General features: G+C 70.5%; 18 protein-coding genes, 1 tRNA gene and 1 pseudogene. 11 read left to right on the forward strand and 9 right to left on the reverse strand.

Annotated features, from left to right (window positions below):
- Positions 1–89: 89 nt before the first annotated feature.
- Positions 90–977, reverse strand: coding sequence for a glycosyltransferase family 9 protein (locus tag BJ981_RS18725; protein ID WP_184612607.1), 888 nt, complete (start codon positions 975–977; stop codon positions 90–92).
- A gap of 22 nt (positions 978–999) precedes the next feature.
- Positions 1,000–2,226: a glycosyltransferase gene (locus tag BJ981_RS18730; RefSeq protein ID WP_184612608.1), complete on the reverse strand. Its 1,227-nt coding sequence runs from the start codon at positions 2,224–2,226 to the stop codon at positions 1,000–1,002.
- Positions 2,227–2,523: 297 nt separating this feature from the next.
- Here BJ981_RS18730 and BJ981_RS18735 point away from each other — a divergent pair, with 297 nt between their 5' ends.
- Both BJ981_RS18735 and BJ981_RS18740 read left to right on the forward strand, forming a co-directional pair.
- Positions 2,524–2,799, forward strand: coding sequence for a BON domain-containing protein (locus BJ981_RS18735; protein WP_184612609.1), 276 nt, complete (start codon positions 2,524–2,526; stop codon positions 2,797–2,799).
- Positions 2,796–3,527 (forward strand): metallophosphoesterase family protein, encoded by a 732-nt coding sequence (locus tag BJ981_RS18740; protein WP_239139221.1) that lies wholly within the window; start codon positions 2,796–2,798, stop codon positions 3,525–3,527. Before BJ981_RS18735 ends, BJ981_RS18740 begins: the two co-directional genes overlap by 4 nt.
- Before the next feature lie 96 nt (positions 3,528–3,623).
- Here the strand turns inward: BJ981_RS18740 and BJ981_RS18745 are convergent, their stop codons facing one another.
- The 4 genes from BJ981_RS18745 to BJ981_RS18760 form a co-directional block, all read right to left on the reverse strand.
- Complete coding sequence (locus tag BJ981_RS18745) at positions 3,624–3,773, reverse strand: GPGG-motif small membrane protein (protein ID WP_181871055.1); 150 nt, start codon at positions 3,771–3,773, stop codon at positions 3,624–3,626.
- Positions 3,774–3,966: 193 nt separating this feature from the next.
- Positions 3,967–4,467: a DUF6328 family protein gene (locus BJ981_RS18750; protein ID WP_184612611.1), complete on the reverse strand. Its 501-nt coding sequence runs from the start codon at positions 4,465–4,467 to the stop codon at positions 3,967–3,969.
- Positions 4,467–4,718, reverse strand: a complete 252-nt coding sequence (locus BJ981_RS18755; protein WP_184612612.1) for a hypothetical protein — start codon at positions 4,716–4,718, stop codon at positions 4,467–4,469. The genes BJ981_RS18750 and BJ981_RS18755 overlap by 1 nt, the downstream gene beginning before the upstream one ends.
- The gene (locus BJ981_RS18760; RefSeq protein WP_184612613.1) at positions 4,715–5,236 is read right to left on the reverse strand and encodes a DUF1360 domain-containing protein; all 522 of its coding nucleotides are present in this window, start codon (positions 5,234–5,236) and stop codon (positions 4,715–4,717) included. The genes BJ981_RS18755 and BJ981_RS18760 overlap by 4 nt, the downstream gene beginning before the upstream one ends.
- Positions 5,237–5,338: 102 nt before the next feature.
- Between BJ981_RS18760 and BJ981_RS18765 the strand changes: the two genes are divergently transcribed.
- Positions 5,339–5,941: a nucleotidyltransferase family protein gene (locus BJ981_RS18765; RefSeq protein WP_184612614.1), complete on the forward strand. Its 603-nt coding sequence runs from the start codon at positions 5,339–5,341 to the stop codon at positions 5,939–5,941.
- Between the two features lie 192 nt (positions 5,942–6,133).
- Here BJ981_RS18765 and BJ981_RS18770 read toward each other — a convergent pair whose 3' ends face one another.
- Positions 6,134–6,502 carry a PRC-barrel domain containing protein gene (locus BJ981_RS18770; protein WP_184612615.1) on the reverse strand — a complete coding sequence of 123 codons (369 nt, stop codon included), beginning with the start codon at positions 6,500–6,502 and terminating at the stop codon, positions 6,134–6,136.
- Positions 6,503–6,628: 126 nt separating this feature from the next.
- Between BJ981_RS18770 and BJ981_RS18775 the strand changes: the two genes are divergently transcribed.
- From BJ981_RS18775 to cobT, 8 genes and pseudogenes are all read left to right on the forward strand, one after another.
- Positions 6,629–6,702, forward strand: a tRNA-Lys gene (locus BJ981_RS18775).
- A 740-nt stretch (positions 6,703–7,442) separates the two neighbouring features.
- Positions 7,443–8,111: a LuxR C-terminal-related transcriptional regulator gene (locus tag BJ981_RS39230; RefSeq protein ID WP_184612616.1), complete on the forward strand. Its 669-nt coding sequence runs from the start codon at positions 7,443–7,445 to the stop codon at positions 8,109–8,111.
- A gap of 275 nt (positions 8,112–8,386) precedes the next feature.
- Positions 8,387–8,572 (forward strand): hypothetical protein, encoded by a 186-nt coding sequence (locus BJ981_RS18785; RefSeq protein ID WP_184612617.1) that lies wholly within the window; start codon positions 8,387–8,389, stop codon positions 8,570–8,572.
- A gap of 310 nt (positions 8,573–8,882) precedes the next feature.
- Positions 8,883–9,506, forward strand: a complete 624-nt coding sequence (locus BJ981_RS39655) for a MauE/DoxX family redox-associated membrane protein (RefSeq protein WP_372436905.1) — start codon at positions 8,883–8,885, stop codon at positions 9,504–9,506.
- On the forward strand, positions 9,415–9,960 hold the full coding sequence (locus BJ981_RS18795; protein WP_184612619.1) for a TlpA family protein disulfide reductase: 546 nt from the start codon (positions 9,415–9,417) through the stop codon (positions 9,958–9,960). Before BJ981_RS39655 ends, BJ981_RS18795 begins: the two co-directional genes overlap by 92 nt.
- The gene (locus tag BJ981_RS18800; RefSeq protein ID WP_184612620.1) at positions 9,957–11,840 is read left to right on the forward strand and encodes an ABC transporter ATP-binding protein; all 1,884 of its coding nucleotides are present in this window, start codon (positions 9,957–9,959) and stop codon (positions 11,838–11,840) included. The genes BJ981_RS18795 and BJ981_RS18800 overlap by 4 nt, the downstream gene beginning before the upstream one ends.
- Complete coding sequence (locus BJ981_RS18805) at positions 11,837–12,469, forward strand: S26 family signal peptidase (RefSeq protein ID WP_204070240.1); 633 nt, start codon at positions 11,837–11,839, stop codon at positions 12,467–12,469. The genes BJ981_RS18800 and BJ981_RS18805 overlap by 4 nt, the downstream gene beginning before the upstream one ends.
- 119 nt (positions 12,470–12,588) lie before the next feature.
- Positions 12,589–13,665 (forward strand): annotated as a pseudogene (gene cobT / locus BJ981_RS18810) (nicotinate-nucleotide--dimethylbenzimidazole phosphoribosyltransferase); the annotation flags it as partial.
- A gap of 285 nt (positions 13,666–13,950) precedes the next feature.
- Here the strand turns inward: cobT and BJ981_RS18815 are convergent.
- Positions 13,951–16,173: a serine/threonine-protein kinase gene (locus BJ981_RS18815; RefSeq protein WP_184612622.1), complete on the reverse strand. Its 2,223-nt coding sequence runs from the start codon at positions 16,171–16,173 to the stop codon at positions 13,951–13,953.
- A gap of 72 nt (positions 16,174–16,245) precedes the next feature.
- On the reverse strand, positions 16,246–17,412 hold the full coding sequence (locus BJ981_RS18820) for an alkaline phosphatase PhoX (RefSeq protein WP_184612623.1): 1,167 nt from the start codon (positions 17,410–17,412) through the stop codon (positions 16,246–16,248).
- Between the last annotated feature and the right edge of the window lie 113 nt (positions 17,413–17,525).

Below are 17,525 nucleotides of genomic sequence, written 5' to 3' on the forward strand. Positions count from 1 at the left end.
CTCCCGGCGCGTCGGTCCGTCCTCCCACTACCGCGACACAGGTGCCCCAAACGCCTGACCAGGGCGCCCGCGCGCCGACGAGGGCGCGGTCACGGCACCGACGCGGCCGGCAGCTCGCGGGCCGCCGCCACCACCGTCTCCGCCGGCACCCCGGAGGGGTCCGTCAGGACCCGGTGCCAGGGCCGGTCGGCCGGCGGGCCCCAGCGGGCGGGCGAGCCCGCGCAGAAGACCACCACCGAGGGCGTGGCGTACGCCGTCGCGACGTGCGCGATACCGGTGTCCGCGCTGACCACCAGGCGTGCCCCCGCCACCAGGGCGCACAGCTCGACGAGCGTCGTGCGCCCGGCGAGCACGGCGCGCGGCGACAACCCGGCCTGTGCGGCCACCAGCAGCGCCAGGGGACGCTCGCGCAGGCTCCCCGTGACGACGACGCGCAGCCCGTCCCCGGCCAGCTCTCTGGCGACCTGGGCGAAGCGCTCGTGCGGCCAGCGCCCTGCCGGGTCCGCGCGGCCCGGATGGACGACCACGGCGCCCGGCCACGGGTTGCGCGCGCGGGGGACGGGAAGCGCGAGGTCGGACGGGTCGGCGCGCGAGCCGTACCAGGTGACGAGCCGGCACCAGCGGGCGACCTCGTGCTCGTCCTCGTCCCACTGCGGCCCCTTCGACCAGGGCACCGAGGGATGGGAGTACGCCCACAGGCGCCGGGGCCGCAGGGCCATCACGGCCCGATGGCTCTGCGGGCCCCGGCCGCGCATGTTCACGGCCAGGTCCAGCCGCCTGCCGTCCCAGGCGATCGCCTCATGGCCGCGCGTGGGGATCACGCCGCCGACCGCCCCGGACAGCAGGGCGAGATCCCGCAGCTCGCCCGGCACGGCCAGCACGACGCTCAGCCCGCCCCGGTGCAGCGCCCGCAGGGCCGGGACGGCGGTGAGCAGTTCACCGACGCCCGGCGCGCGCAGCACCAGGGCGACGCTCATCGTCCTGAAGCCCTCCTGGCGGTCATGACGCCTTCCTTCCCGAGGCGGGGACGCCCGCCGCGACGACGCTGCCGCGCACGTCCTCGTACACGGCGGCGGTCGCGGCGGCGATCCTCGGCCAGGCGTAGCGGGCGCGGGCCCGCCGCGCGCCCGCCCTGCCGTAGGCGGCGCGCAGCCGGGGGTCGGCGAGCAAGGTGTTCACGGCGGCGGCGAGCGCCCGAGGGTCGCGGGGCGGCACCAGCGTGCCGGTGCGCCCGTCGGCCACCGTCTCGCGGTGCCCGCCCACGTCCGAGGCGACCACGGGCAGCCCGCAGGCCATGGCCTCCAGCGCGACCATGCCGAACGGCTCGTACCACGGCACGCAGACGGCCACGTCGCAGGACCGCATGAGCGCGGGCACCTTCTCGTGGGAGACCTGGCCGGTGAAGCGCACCCGCCCGGCCACCCCGGCCTCGCCCGCGGCACGGCGCAGCCGCGCGACCTCCGGGTCACCGTCGAGCTCCGCCGCCGGGGGCCCGCCCGCGACGATCAGCTCGGCGTCCGGGATCAGCCGCAGGGCCTCGATGATGGTCTGGACGCCCTTGCGGGGCACCAGACGCCCGATCGACAGCAGGCGCGGGCCCCTCGGGCGTGGCGCGGCCGGGACGGCGGGGGCGAAGCCCGCGCAGTCCACGCCGCACGGCACCACCGCGACCGCGTGACCCGGCACGTCCATGGCCGCCAGCTCCGCGGCCTCGTCGGCGCAGGTGGCCACGACCCTGGCCACGCCGCGGGCCACGACGGCCTCGGCCTTGAGCCGCTCGGACGGGCTCGTGTCCCCGGCCCCCTGGTGGCGCCGCTTCACCACGCCCAGGGCGTGGAAGGTGTGGACCACGGGCACGCCCGGGTCGCGGGCGGCGGCCAGCGCGGCGAGCCCGCTCATCCAGAAGTGGCTGTGCACGACGTCCGGGGGCCGGAACATCCACCGGCGGCGCAGCCAGTGCGCGAGATCGGGGACGTAGGCGAGGATCTCGTCCTTGGAGATCCTGGCCGGGGGACCGGCGGGGACGTGCGTCACCGAGACCCCCGGGGCCAGCTCCACCGTCTCGGGAAGGCCGGGGTCGTCCCTGCGGGTGTAGACGGCGACCTCGTGCCCGAGGGCCGCCAGGGCCCGCGACAGCGCCGCGACGTGGATGTTCTGACCGCCGGAGTCCACGCTTCCCGGCACGGCCAGGGGACTCGCGTGCTCGGACACCATTGCTACCTTCACCGGGTGCCTCCAGGTGGCCACAGGGGGCCGATCACCTGGCTCGGGGGTCACGGAGCGCAGGAGGGGACGCCCGGCGATCCCGGGCGAGGCGAGCGCGCGCGCCGGATCGGAGAGGCCCGTACGCGCCGGCGCCGTGGCGCGTACGTCCTGGACGGTTCGTTAGAGGGCGGTTCTATCCTGAGAAACGAGGACCAAACCTCTCCCCGGTTTCGCCGCCTCCTCGACGGGCACGGCGAGACCAGGATTCGAACGGAGGGGGTGGAGATGTCCCACGAGGCACCACACCACGTGGATCAAGTGGATCAGAAGGATCAAGTCGCCTCCCACCACGACGCTCCCCACTACGTCGCCGCGCGCGTGCAGAGGGCTCTCGCGGAGGACGAGCGCACCTACGAGCTGGGCATCCGGGTGGACATCCGGGGCGACCAGCTCTTCCTGCGCGGCCAGGTAGAGGGCGCGGAGCGCCGTGGGGCGGTGGCGGCGGTCGCCGCGGAGAACGCGCCATGGCTCACGGTTCGCAACGAGGTGACCGTGGTCGAGGTCAGGGAGCCGGGAGAGGAGGAGACCCTGTGAGGATCAGAGTGGCCGCCGTCGGCGACGTCCACCTGGGTGAGGACATCCGCGGCAGGTACCGCCGCAGGCTGGAGGGCATCGAGGAGCGCGCCGACGTCCTTCTGGTGGCCGGCGACCTGACCCGCCACGGCACGCCGGAGGAGGGGCGCATCGTGGCCGACGAGTTCCGCGACCTCCCGGTGCCGGTCGTCGCCGTGCTCGGCAACCACGACTACCAGTCCGACGCCGAGGACGAGATCGTCGACCTGCTGCGCGAGGCGGGCATCCAGGTGCTCCAGGACGACTCCACGGTCATCACGTGCGGGGACGCCCGGCTCGGCGTCGTCGGCGGCAAGGGGTTCTGCGGCGGGTTCGCCGGCAAGTGCGCCAGCGAGTTCGGCGAGCCGGAGATGAAGGCGTTCGTCCGCCACACCCGGGAGATCGCCGACCTGTGGCACAAGGCGCTGAAGGGCCTGGACACCGATCACCGGGTGGTGCTCAGCCACTATTCCCCCGTCAAGGACACCCTGACGGGCGAGCCCCCGGAGATCTACCCCTTCCTCGGCAGCTACCTGCTGGCCGAGGCCGTCGACGCCGAGGGCGCCGACCTGTTCGTCCACGGCCACGCGCACGCCGGGGTGGAGAAGGGCGTGACGCCGGGCGGGGTCCGGGTGCGCAACGTGGCCCTTCCGGTGCTGCAGCGGGCGTACGCGGTGTACTGCCTGGGCGACGAGCCCGAGAACTGCTGACGCCGTCGCATACGCGCGAACGGCGAACCGGGCGTCCCGGTTCGCCGTTTCCGCGTCCTGGGGGCCCCGAAACCGGGGCCGGTCTCGGAGGTACCGCTATGGATGAAAAATGCTGACGCCGCCCGGGCCGACGAGGAAGCCGAGGACGATGAGGACGATCCCCCAGAGGAGATCACGACGGGCCAGGATCACATAAATCCCGGCGATGACCAGTACGACCGCGATGATCCAGAGTAGTGTTCCCATGACGGAGCAACTGCCCTGATAAATCCGACCTTAACGTGTCGGAGGATCAACTTTCCGCCAAGTAGGTTCATGTCAACGTCATGCCCAACGAGCATTCTGAGCAGGGCAAACACCGCCGGCCCCCGGAACGCGCCCAAGGGGCGCCCCCCGGATCGGGAGACGCCCCCTGCCGTGCGGGCGACCGCGGACCGTCCTAGACCTCCTGCAACGGCTCACCGCGCCGGTACCGCGACACCAGCGGCTGGATGAACCACAGCCAGCCGCTCAGCGCCACCACCCCCGCCGCCAGGATCGCGGCGGGCAGCACGCCGAGGAACGCCTCCACGACCAGGCCCGTCGAGCAGGCCATCGAGATCGCCAGGGCGATGCCGCCGACCACGCCGAGCCGGTTGGCCCGGTGCAGCATCAGCTCCTTCAGCGTCGTGCGGAACAGGATCCTGTGCTGGGTCGCCGGGGCGATGAGGCAGATGGAGGCCACGGCGGCGCTCAGCATGGCGATGTAGAACAGCCACCGCCCGGACGCGTCGACCTTGCCGAAACCTGAGGAGAAGGGGAGGGTGAGCAGGAACGCGAACAGCACCTGCACCCCCGTGGCGGCCACGCGCAGCCCTTGGAGTAACTCCCCGAGCTCGCGGTCGACCCGCTCCTTGTGGGTCTCGTCCGACTCCCGCCCCGCCATGTCACTCAACGTCATCACTGATACCTGGATCTCTCATACCTCTGCGAACGGACGATCCTCCGCGCGGCGAACAGGCAGCCCGCCAGCGCGGCATAAGCCATCAGACCCAGCAGCAGCGTCAGCCAGACCACGCCCGCCAGCCCCGCCGTCACCGCGAGCATCGTGCAGGTGACCAGCCCCAGCAGCGTGAGCTCCACCAGCTTCGCGTAGCGGTTCCTGCGTAACTTCGTCAGCGTCGTGCCCCGCGGTGCCAACTCCTTCTTCACGAGCCCTCCTCGGTCGCCTTCATCAGGCGCGCGTAGGCGAGCTGGAGCCAGTCGGAGACCGCGACGGCCGACATGGTCGCCCCGGCCAGCCGTGTCAGCCCCGGCGCGAACACCATGCCCGCGGCGTACGCGGTCGCCACCCACTGCGCCAGACAGAACGGGCAGGTCACGAGCTCGCCGACGGCGTGTTTGACGCCGTGGCCGCGGACCTCCTCCTTCAGTTCGGCAGGGCCGCTCACCCCGGCGTACCGTGTGAAGGGGGCACGGAGCGGGCTCGTGACCGGGTCCTTGCTGAGGGTGCGGGACATCCGGTGCGTGGTCAGCCCCATCAGCACGAGGTCCAGCGGGGCGATCCGCTCCGGCGGTCTCACGCCGATCAGCCGGCCCAGTCCGACGAGGCCCGCCACCGCGCCCCCGTACACCGTCAGAATGCGCAGGTAGGAGCCGAGCGGCCGATCGGTTCCGTTCTCGTAGGCCCGTTCCTCCTTACGAAGCGTGTTCGTCACAGAATTGGTCATAGAGCGCCGAGTACCCTCAGGGGACGCGGCCATGCGCTGTGTTTGGGCTGGGGGAGGGCGGGTAGCCAAGATCTTCACCAATGCTGCAGATGGGGGTGAGCCTTGGGAAGTCACACGCATGAGGTCACCGACGCGATCATCGACACGCTCAAGCGCGCGGGGTCGGCGTTGAAAGCCGAGGGCGTGCGGTTCGCGCTCGCCGGCGGCTGCGCGGCCTACGCCAGAGGCGCGGCGCCGTCGCTGCACGACGTCGACTTCGTGCTGGTCGAGGAGGACGTGCCCCGTGCCCTGGAGACCCTGAGGGCGCACGGGTTCCGCACGGCACGGCCGCCCGAGGACTGGCTGGTCAAGGCGTTCGACGAGGAGGACAGGCTCGTCGACCTCATCTTCAGGATCGAGGAGCGCCCCATCACCGCCGAGATGATCTCAAGGGCCGACATGATCAACACGGCGGCGCTGAGCCTGCCCGTGCTGGACGCCACCGACCTGGTCATCTCGTGGATCATGCCGATGTCCGAGCACAGCTGCGACTACGGGTCCATCCTGCCCCAGGTGCGGGCGCTCAGGGAGCAGGTGAACTGGGACCGCGTGGCCGAGGTCGTCTCGGTCTCCCCGTACGCCTCGACCTTCCTGACCCTGCTCGACCGCCTGGGCGTCGCCTGCCCCAAGCCACCCCCGGAACCCCCGGACACGCGCTGGCCCTGACATTTCGCGAACCCCGCCCGCCGGAGACGTCGGCACGACGTCCCGGCGGGCGGGGTTCTCGCTGAGACGCCCCGGCCGTGACGGCCGGACGCACGGCCACGACGGACGCCGCGATCCACGGACACGACGGAGGCCGCGCCCCTGGGGGGCGCGGCCTCGCTTTCGTCGGGCTACCTGCAGGGGGATCGCCGGCTAGAAGGCGCCCGTCCCGCCGTAAGGGAAGCGACCGTAGTAGTCGCCGACCTGACTGCGGTACTCGGGTTCCTTGAATCGCGCGTCGTCGAACTCGGGAGCGTCCTTGATCTCCTGCTTGGTGCGGCTCAGGAAGACCTTCTTCTCCTGCGGGTCGATCTGCGTGACGGTGCTCGCCGGGAGCATGACCTTCTTGCCGAAGATCCACGGGCCGGTGTCCACGATGAGGTAGCTCTCGCCGACCTCATAGGTGGCCTCGTCCACGGATCCGATCCGGCCGTCCGTCGCCTCGACGTGGTATCCCACCACGTCGAAGCTCTGGTGCGCGCCGGAGACGGTCGGGCTGTAGCTCCAGAGATCCTTCTGCACTTTGCCTCTCCCCTTCGATTTGATTCGTCGGGCTCCGTCCGACTACCCGCCGTCCCGCCGCCAAACGTCCCCCGCCGGACCAATGTCACGGGCACCCTCTTTGTGCCGCTAAGCTGGAGGGGCCAAGCGCCGCTAGCTCAGTTGGTTAGAGCAGCTGACTCTTAATCAGCGGGTCCGGGGTTCGAGTCCCTGGCGGCGCACCCAGCAGGCCTTGGGCCGGGCCGAAGCCCGGCCCAAGGTCATTTCCAGCCGTCCGCTAAGGACGCTTCCGGTCACACGCTCCTCTGCGAGCGCGGGTTCGTCCTGCATTCCGTTAAATCGGGCGCGCCTGCAAGGCGCTATTCGGCTCGCTGTGCCGACCTTGGATACGAGTAGCCGGACCGTCGATTATGCAGGATATTGGACATATCCATGGTTTCCTGGTGGGAAATACATGGAGTCGACGTACGACAATGTCGGAAGTCGCATTACTGACAAGACAGTTGACAATTCGCGTATCGTGATCAAAACTGACCTGGGCCAGCTATTAAGACTGCTCGCATGGCGGCGGACGGGGTGTGAACAGCAATTGGCCGGATGCGCGCGGTAATCCATCGTCCCGATTCGTATGAGGCTCGGCACGGCACTCGATGGATTGAGAGTACGACCCGTTCGCCGAGGTGCGGTCACGGTATCGCTGCCGACGTTCTGGGAGTCATGAGTTTGATCACTGTCGTGACAGGGGGGCCGGCGCAGTCCGTTCCCTCCGGTTGGCATGTGATCGATCATCGCCCGAGGCCGATCCGAAGATGTGAAATCTCACGGCACGGGCCCATGGCCGCCGTGACGCGTGGCCTGGAATTTCGGTTCAGGTCGGGCTCTGGAACGTTCTTCACCGCGACTCGGCACCAGATAATCGCTGAATGTCCTGGGCTGTTCGTTCGAGAGGAGTTGGTCAAGCGTGCGCGAGGAACATGGCCGAATAAAGATCTCACTGCTGAGCGGGGATCCGCTTTTTCGGGAGGGGTTGTCGGGACTCTTGGTCCGGGAACCCGACTTCGACGTGGTCGAACATTCCGAGAACGGGTGCCGGGAGTCCGAGCCCGAGGTGTGCCCTGACGTCGTCATATTGGTCGCCGAGAGTCGTGACCCCCTCTGCTGTGACACGGTGAGACGCCTTTGTGGGACGCCGTCCTTGAGGGTGCTCGTCCTGTCGTCCTGCGACGACTCCTGTTTCATGCGTCAGCTGCTCGAGGCCGGGGTTCAGGCATATCTGTGCACGAGCGTCCATCGTGAACTGCTCGTCTCCGCCATCCGCGCCATAATGGCAGACCGGAGCCAGGTGGTGGTTTTCTCCAGGCGTTTGACGTTTGGCGATCTGCTGCGAGGCCCGGGCGGTGAGGAGGTGCTGACGCAACGCGAAGGCGAAGTCCTTCGGCTGGCGGCCGAGGGTCTGAGTAACTCCGCCATAGCCGTGAAGCTGTTCATCTCCAAGGGAACGGTCAAACGGCACCTCACCAACATCTACACGAAGTTGGACGTGGCCTCGCGTGTCCACGCCATAAACAAGGCCACGCAGTTGAGGTTGATCGAGGAACGCCGGACCGAGCCGCGACACCAAATCACGTGATCGCTGCGTTCCACTAGGCACCGTACCGGCGGAGCTCAGGTGCGAGCCGGTGGACGGGTGGTGGAATTCAGGGCGTGTGTCACGGTGTACACCCAAGGTCGTAGGCCTATGGGCCGCCCGGATGGCCGACGGTACAACGTTGCGCGAGTATCTCTTCTTCTCCCCTTCTCTGCCTTCTGCCGGCCGCCCGGGGTGTCCTAACTTCTGTGACAGATCCTGACCAAGGTCGCCGGCGCTTGCCTGATCGGGCAGGCCTCTGAGAAAAGGAGCGTCACATGTACAAGAGGCTCGAATCGATGGGGGCCGGCATTCTGGCCCTGTTCGTCCCCAAGGCCGAGGCCGCGGCCGCGGCATGTGAATGGAAGCGCTACCCCAACTGTGGCGCCAACTGCAACTACGGCTGCTGCTGGGCCTATTGCTGTGATGGCGAGGGCTGCACGCGCGTTCAGTGCGGGTGCTGATTCGCTGCATTCTCGAGGGCGACGGCGGTCGGTGAGGGGCAGGCCCGCCTGCTTGGGCCTGGGCGCTCGCCTGTGGAGCAGCCCTCTTCCGAGCTTCCGTCGCACAGGACGGGGCCCGTCCGGCCCGGTTCTCTCAAGCAGTCGCGTTGGCGGATTCTCCAGGTTCTTTCTGGAGGTCCGCCAACGCGGCGGTCGCCGAAATTCACCGCGTTCGTGCGAGGGCCGGACACCCCGATCATTTCGCACGGACTACAGCCTTGGGGTGCTCGTGGGGTACGTGGAGATCACGATTCGCTGCCTGGTCGCGACGATGTTCCTTGTCTCCTCTGTAGGCAAGATCTCAGGGCGGGACGCGTTCAGCGCCTTCGTGGACTCCGTCACGAAGCTTGAGGTCGTCGCGTCCCGTCACGCTCGCCGTACGGCATACCTCGTGGTAACGGCCGAAGTGGCCGCCTTCTTGCTCCTGGCGCTGCCCTTCACGATCACGGGGGTGGCCGGCTTCGCGGTCTCGATCGTCCTGCTCGTCGCCTTCGCGGTGAGCATTCTCGTGGCGCTGCGCCGGGGTGTCCGCGCGCGGTGCCGGTGCTTCGGCACGGCGCAGGCGTTGCTGGGACGCGAGCATGCAGCGCGTGACCTTGGCGTCGCAGCACTCGCCGCTCTTGGCGCGGTGGCCACTCTCGCAGACGGTTCCCTTCATTGGGGCGGTGTGGCTGTGGCGGTGTTCACCGGCGTGATATCGGGCGGCTTGATCACCGTTCTTGATGACATCCTGGGACTCTTCCGGGACGGAACGAGTCGCTCATCGCGAACTTCGAGGAATTCCCCGTCGATAGGAGAAACCGATGCCGTTTCTGATCGCGGCCGTCGCGTGCATAGGACTGCTGTGCCTCCTGGATCTGATCCTCACATTGGGCGTGATCAAGCGCCTGCGTGAACACACCGAACTGCTGGCGACGAGGCCGAGCGGCGGCGCCCCCATGTATCCGGCCGTGGGCGAGGAGGTCGGAGAGTTCTCGACGGCCACCGTGGAGGGCCGGCGTTTGAGCCGGGCGGACCTGGACGACGAGACGCTGGTGGGATTCTTCTCACCCGAGTGTCAGCCTTGTAAAGAGAAGCTGCCCGGCTTCGTGGAGTTCGCGCGATCCCTGTCCGGTGGGCGCGAGCGGGTCCTGGCCGTCATCGTCAGCGCGGGGGACGACCCTGGCCCGTTTCTCGCCGCACTCTCGCCGGTCGCGCGGGTGGTGGTGGAGGAACCTGGCGGTGCGTTGAGCGGCGCGTTCATGGTCGGCGCGTATCCCGCCCTTTTGCGCGTGACCAAGGATGGCGGAGGACGACTCATCGTCACCTCCAACCGTGTGGCGCTGGATGAGCCCGTCGCGGCGAAATGAGCGGACCGGTCGCGGAACGGTCCGAGGAACGGACACGGACCGGAACGTTCGCACGTCGCGTCGGCATCGCCGGCCTGCTCGCTGTGCGGGCGGCTCCCGGCACGCTGGCGCTCTACGTGATCGTCACGCTGGCCGGTGGCGCGTCTCCTGTGTTCGCCGCGTGGCTCACCAAACTGCTCATCGACCATCTCGCGGCGGGGGCGGGCCCGGGCACTCTGCTTCCTCTCGCGACCGGTCTGGGCGTCGTGGGCATGCTCACCGTGCTCGCGTTACAGATGACGCAGTACCTGCGGACGGAACTCGATCGCAGGGTCGGGCTGTACGCGCAGGACAGGCTCTTCGTCGCGGTAGAAGGGTTCGTGGGGCTCAGGAGGTTCGAGGACCCAGGGTTCCTGGATCGTCTGCGTCTCGCGCAGCAGGTTGGCGGGATCACGCCCAACCAGCTCATCGGCGGCGTCCTTGGTGTGGGCCGGGCCGCGATGACCGTCAGCGGCTTTCTTGGGTCGCTCGCGGTGCTGAGCCCGATCATGGCCGCGGTGGCCCTGGGGTCAGGTGTGCCCGTGATGCTGGCCGAGATCGCCCTGTCACGGCGACGTGCCCGGATGTTCTGGGAGATCGGCCACGCCGAACGCCGAGAGTTCTTCTACAGCGAACTGCTGTCCACTGTTGAGGCGGCCAAAGAGGTACGGCTCTTCGGCCTTAACGCGTTCCTCCGGGACCGGATGCTGAGGGAGCGGCGCGCCGCCAACTCCGCCAAACGGGTGGTGGACAGACGAGAGGTTCTGGTCCAGGCCGGTCTCGGACTGCTGGCCGCGGTGGTGCTGGCCGGTGGCGTGATCTGGGCAGTCGCCGTAGCACGGCGGAACGGTTTCTCGATCGGTGATGTCACGATGTTCGTGGCCGCCGTCGCCGCCGTTCAGAGCGGGCTGGGCTCTCTGGCCAGTGAGGTCGCGAACTCGCATCACGCTCTGCTGATGTTCGCTCATTACCTGGCGGTGACCACCGCAGGGCCGGATCTGCCCAGGGCCTCCGTCCCGAACCCGTTGCCGCCAATGCGGCGAGGCATCGAGCTGCGGGACGTCTGGTTCCGCTACTCACCGGAGCATCCGTGGGTTCTCCGCGGCGTCGACCTGTTCATCCCATGCGGCAGGTCACTGGCGCTGGTCGGATTGAACGGTGCCGGCAAGTCCACACTCGTGAAGCTGCTCTGCAGGTTCTACGATCCCACGCGCGGATCGATCCTCTGGGACGGCGTCGACATTCGCACGGTCGATATCTCGCACCTGCGGCGCCGGATAGGCGCGGTCTTCCAGGACTACATGCGATACGACATGACGGCGATGGAGAACATAGCTTTGGGAGACCTGGACGCCCTCGAGGACAGGGAGAGGATCGAGGGGGCCGCCCGCCGTGCGGGGATCCATGGCGCGTTGACCAGGTTACCGCGAGGGTATGACACGCTGCTGTCCCGGATGTTCTTCACGAAATCCGACACAGACCACCCCGAGACCGGCGTCCTGTTGTCAGGCGGTCAGTGGCAGCGTCTCGCGCTGGCCCGCGCGTTCCTGCGCGACCGGCGTGATCTGATGATTCTCGACGAACCGTCCGCCGGGCTCGACGCCGAGGCAGAGGCCGAAATGCACAGCTCTCTCAGACAGTGCCGTGCAGGTCGGACGAGTCTGCTGATCTCACACCGGCTTGGCACCATACGGGACGCCGATCTGATCGTGGTCCTGTCCGGCGGCCGGGTACTGGAACAAGGCGATCACGAGGCGCTGACGACCGCGGGGGGAGAATACGCCCGGCTGTTCAAACTCCAGGCGTCCGGATATGTGTCCGAGACGCTCGGCGTACCCGTGCCCATGGAGCCTGCGGAATGACTCGTGAGGTCCTTGAGCCGCGGCTGGTCTTCGGTGACCGGCTTTCCCGGTCGTCCTGGCCGGTACGGACGGTTCTGCTGCTCACCGCCGTCCTCCTGTGGTTCGGTGCCGGCATGCTCTTTCGCGCGGGAACGGAATGGGGGGCCGTGGCCGCCGGTGTTCCGGCAACGGGGCTGAGCCTCTTCTTGCTCGTTTCGGGGCTGCTCGGCTGCAGGTTCGTCGTAGTGACGGTCCGCGGAGTCAGCATGGAGCCGGCCTACTCCGAGGGCGACAGAGTGCTCGTACGGCGTGGACTTCCGTCGCGGCGCGGGCAGGTGGTCGTGGTGCGTGCGCTCGTGCGCGGAGGTGATCGGAGGGCCACCCTGCCCGACGGCACGGTCGTGGACGGCCCGAGCTGGATGATCAAACGGGTGATCGCCGTCGCGGGGGATCCCGTTCCCCGGCAGGTGCCGGCACTGACCCGCGTCGCGGAGGACCATGTCCCCCAGGGCAGGCTGGTCCTGCTCGGAGACAACGCACGCTTCAGCTTCGACTCCCGGCAGGTGGGCTACTTCCCCACGGAATCCGTGCTGGGAACGGTCATCGGGTCCTCCTCGGCCAGATCACCCTCGGCCGGAGGCGGACGTTGAGTGACGCGTGCGATGCTGTCCACCTACTCGCGCCCGAGGTCGATCCCGTAGAGTTCTGCCGGCGTCCCCGCCGGCCCGCCGAGCGGCATTCTGTACGGACGGGATGAGGAGGAACCATGAGCAAGCTCGAGGACACGATCGCCGCCGTACGTCCGCTCGACGAGGTCGCGATCGCCGAGGCGCGCGCCCGCCAGGACCGCATGACCAAGCCCCGCGGCTCGCTCGGGGTCCTTGAGGACGTCTCGGTGCGGCTGGCCGGGCTCGCGGGGGTCTGTCCTCCGGAGGTGCCCGAGCCCGCCGCGGTCGCCGTCTTCGCCTCCGACCACGGCGTGCACGCCCAAGGGGTGACGCCGTGGCCGCAGGAGGTCACCGCCCAGATGGTCCTCAACTTCCTGGCCGGCGGCGCGGTCGTGAACGTGTTCGCCGCGCAGGCCGGCGCGCGGGTCACCGTCGTGGACGTCGGAGTGGCCGCGAACCTGGAAACGGTGCCGGGGCTGCTGTCCCACAAGATCGCCCCGGGCACCGCCGACATGACGGAGGGCCCGGCGATGACCCGCGACCAGGCCCGCCAGGCCCTGGAGACCGGCATCAAGGTCGCCGAGGGGCTCGCGCTGTCCGGCGTCCGCTGCCTGGCCGCCGGCGACATGGGCATCGCCAACACCACGGCCTCGGCCGCCCTGATCGCGGTCCTCACCGGACGCGACCCCCGCGAGGTCACCGGGCGGGGCACCGGCATCGACGACGCGACGCTGGCGCGCAAGGTGGACGTCATCGGCCGCGCGCTGGCCCTGCACCGGCCGGATCCCTCCGACCCGCTCGGCGTGCTGGCCGCGGTGGGCGGGTTCGAGCACGGCGCGATCGCCGGGTTCATCCTCGGCGCGGCGGCGGCGCGCCTGCCGGTGGTGCTGGACGGCGTGATCACCGGCGCCGCGGCGCTGGTCGCGGCGGCCTTCGCGCCGGACGCGCTCGCGGCGTGCTTCGCCGGTCACCGGTCCGTGGAGCCGGGCCACGACGCCGCGCTGCGCCACCTCGGCCTGCGCCCGCTGATCGACCTGGATCTGCGGCTCGGCGAGGGCACCGGCGCCGTGCTGGCCCTGCCGATCCTGCAGAGCGCGGCCCGCGCGCTGCGCGACGTGGCCACCTTCGACTCGGCCGGCGTCACCGACAAGGACGAGGTCGCCACGCTCGACGCCTAGCCCCGCGCCTGGTCCCGCCGCGCGCGGGGCCGGGCCGGGCGCCCGCCGGCGACACGTCAGCGGGACGTCAGCGGCGTGTGGTGGACTGGGCATTCAGTCCGCTACGGAGGGATTCGGGGGAATCGCATGCACACGCACCTGTATGGCCTGGTGATCTGGGCCTGACGGCGGAACTGGCCGGGCCGGGCTGTGGCAGAGCCTCGGCCCGGCTTTCGTGTGCTCACGCCGGTGAAACGGACGCTCGTCACCAAAGCGGTCGCCGAGGCGCCCATCGTCCTGCCCGATTCAGGAAGCGGACGGGGGGAACGGCGGCGCGAGGCTCCACACGCGGACCGTCTCGTCCCTGCTGCCGCTGACCACGACCGGAGCGCCGCCGACGCGGCCGGTCGTCACCGCCCACACGCAGTCGGTGTGGCCGGTGAACGCCTTGCCGACCGGCTTGCCCGAGCGCAGGTCCCACACCCGGACCGTGCTGTCGTCGCTGCCGGAGATCGCGAGCGGCACGTCGTCCACCTCGTCGAACGCCACCGCCCACACCGGGCCGTCATGTCCGCTGATCGTGTCGCCGACCTGCCGGTAGGCGGCGACGTCCCACACGCGCATGGTCTTGTCCACGCCGCCGCTGACGGCGACGGGCCTGCCGTCCAGCCGGCCGAACGCCACCGCGCGGACCGACTCCTTGTGCCCGAGCAGCGAGCCGCCGAGCTGCACGCCCTTGGTCAGGTCCCACACCCGGACGGTCCTGTCGTCGCCGGCCGTGACGACCACCGGCCTGCCGTCCACCTCGCCGTAGGCGATGGACCAGATCGTGCCGGTATGGCCGCGCATGGCCGGGCGCACCTCCTTGCCCGTCGCCGGGTCCCACACCCGCAGGCTCAGGTCCACCCCGCCGCTGACCACGACGGGCGCGCCGCCCAGGTGTCCCACGGCCAGCGCCTTGACGTCCCCGGTGTGCCCGGTGAACGGCGAGCCGACCGCCTGCCGCGTGGCGATGTCCCACACCCGGACGGTGTCGTCGTCGCTGCCGGTGACCGCGACGGGCGCGCCGTCCAGCTCGGTGACGGCGACCGCGCGCACCCACCCGGTGTGCCGGGTGTAGGGCTTGCCGAGTTGCCTGCCGCCGGTGAGGTCGAAGACGCGCACGGTCTGGTCGTCGCCGCCGGAGACCGCGACGGGTGCGCCGCGCAGCAGGCCGACGGCGATCGAGCGGATGTCGTTGCCGTGGTCGGTGATCGGGTCGTAGAGGGCGGTGCCGAACGCGCGGACCGGCGCGGAGGCGGCCGGGGTGGGCGAGGCCGCGCGGGAGCGTGCCGGGGTGGAGCGTGCCGGGGTGACGGTGGACAGCGCGCCGGGGCCGCCCTGGCCGCCGTTGTCACGTTCCCGCAGGAGGGACGGCACGGTGACGGCCGCCGCCGCGATCGCGGCCACCCCGGCCCCCGCCGCCAGCAGCGCCCGGCGCGGCACCCCACGACGAACCTGCTCGACGGTCGCGGCCGGCACCTCGGACGGCGACGGGCCGGTCGGCACCCCGGGCCGCGCGGGGAGGGTCGGGATCCGGGGCCCAGGGCCGGTCGGGACCTCGGGCCCTGCGGGGCCGGACGGGACCCCTGGCCGTGCGGGGCCCGGGGCCGTGGGCCAGGGGACGCCGAGCGGCAAGGTGGGGACCGGACGGGCCGTGCCCGGCGGCGCCGGGGGCAGGTCCTCGCCGGTGAGGACGCGCAGCAGTTCGGCCGTGCCGGGGCGCTCACCCGGGTTCTTGGCCAGGCACGCCGCCAGCACCGGCGCGAGACCCTCCGGCACGCCCGACAGATCGGGTTCGCGGTGCAGGATCGCGTTGACCACCGCCGGGACCGTCTCCCCGGGGAACGCCCGGTGCCCCGTCGCCGCGAACACCATCGTGCAGGCCCAGCTGAAGACGTCCGCGCTCTGCCCGGCCGACGCCTCGTCGGTGAACTGCTCGGGCGCCATGTAGGGCGGGGTGCCGACCGAGCCCGTGCCGGTCAGCCGGGTGGCGTCCAGGGCACGGGAGATGCCGAAGTCGATCACCACAGGGCCCTCGGGGCCGAGGATGATGTTGCTCGGCTTGAAGTCGCGGTGCACGATGCCCGCCCGGTGGATCGCGGCGAGCGCGCTCATCGTGGCGACGGCCAGGCGCTGGAGGCCGCCGCCCGTCCGCGGCCCCGCGCTCCTGACCAGCTCCTCCAGCGAGGTGCCGGGCACGTACTCGCTGACGATGTAGGGCCGGTCGTCCTCGATGCCCATGTCGAGCACCTTCGCCGTGCAGAACGGGGCGACGCGCCGGGCGACGTCGACCTCGCGCATGAAGCGCCTGCGGGCGTCGGCGTCGTCGGACATCCAGGCGTGCAGCACCTTGACCGCGACGTCCTCGCCGGAGGGGGAGCGTCCGAGGTAGACCACGCCCTGGCCGCCGCCCCCGAGCCTGCGGACGAGCCGGTAGCCGCCGACCTGGCCGGCCGCACCGGGACCGGGGGGCTGAGGAACGGACACCGCCACCCCTTCGTGGCCCGATGAGAAACGGCGTGATCTCAGGTCATGATACGGCGTGCCGGCCGAGGCGCGTCACTGCCGGCGGAACGGGCCCTTGACCTCGTAGGTGATGCCGCCGCTGCCGGTGGACGAGCCGGACGTGCCGCGCTGGGAGGAGAAGTACAGGCGCGAGCCGTCGGGCGAGAACGCGGGGCCGGTGATCTCCGAGGAGGTCTGCCCGAGGATGCGCAGGAACGGGGCGACCACGCCGCTCGGCGTGATGATGTTGATCTCCATGTTCCCGCCGTCCTCGGCGACGAACAGGTCGCGGTTGGTGGGCGCGCCGGTGATGTTGTCCACGCCGGTCAGCGGCGCGGCGCCGCCGGTGACCAGCGAGTCGTCGTAGGCCAGGTCGAGCGCCGAGTTCACCGTGTCGTACCCCCACACCCGGTTGTCGCCCTTGGTGGTGAAGTAGCAGACGCCGTGGTCGTACCAGCAGCCCTCGCCGCCGTCGAAGTGCTTGGCCGCGCCGACCTGCTTGCGCGTGGCGATCGGGAAGCCGTCGCGGTCGGGGATGTCCTGCCAGGTCACCGGGCCCGTCACCTGCCCGGACGGCGCGCAGAGCACCTGAAGCCGCCCGGTGCGCAGGTCGCCCCAGGTGTCGGGGATGAACCGGTAGAAACAGCCGTCGCTCTCGTCCTCGGTCAGGTAGACCACCTTCCTGACCGGGTCGCACGCGGCGGCCTCGTGCTTGAACCGCCCCATGCGCGTGCGCTCCTCGCCCGCGCGCCCGCCGCCGGGCCAGGTCTCGAAGACCCGGCCGAGCGCGATCTCCTCGCACGACAGCCAGGTGCCCCACGGGGTGGCGCCGCCCGCGCAGTTGAGGTTCGTCTCGGACAGGATGCGGTACGCGGAGGTGATGGCGCCGTCGGCGGCGAAGCGCACGGCCGAGGCGCCGCCCGTCAGCGGGATCTCGGAGTTGGACACGTAGATCCAGCCGGTGCCGTCGGCGAAGCAGGCGCCGCCGTCCGGGGCCCAGTGCCAGGTGTACCCGGCGACGCGCCGGCCGGAGCGGGCGATCACCCGGCTCGTGAACCCGGCGGGGAGCTGGATGCCGTTCGCGTCGGCGGCCAGTAGGTCCCCGTACGGGCTGGGCCCGGGCTGGGCGACGGCGCCGAACGCCTCTCCCCACAGCGCTCCGGAGAACGCCGCCCCTCCCGCTCCGACGACTGCCGCGCGCAACACGGTCCGACGGTCCATGGCTGCCTCCTGGTCCGGTTCAAGGTCATCCGCCGGAAACCTAGACCGCGCAAGCGTCGCCGGCCGCGCTCCAGAATGAACGTCGGGTGTCGCGCCGGCGTCCCCCTCGCGGA

Origin of the sequence: Sphaerisporangium krabiense (assembly GCF_014200435.1) — a bacterium.
Classification (GTDB): Bacteria; Actinomycetota; Actinomycetes; order Streptosporangiales; family Streptosporangiaceae; genus Sphaerisporangium; species Sphaerisporangium krabiense.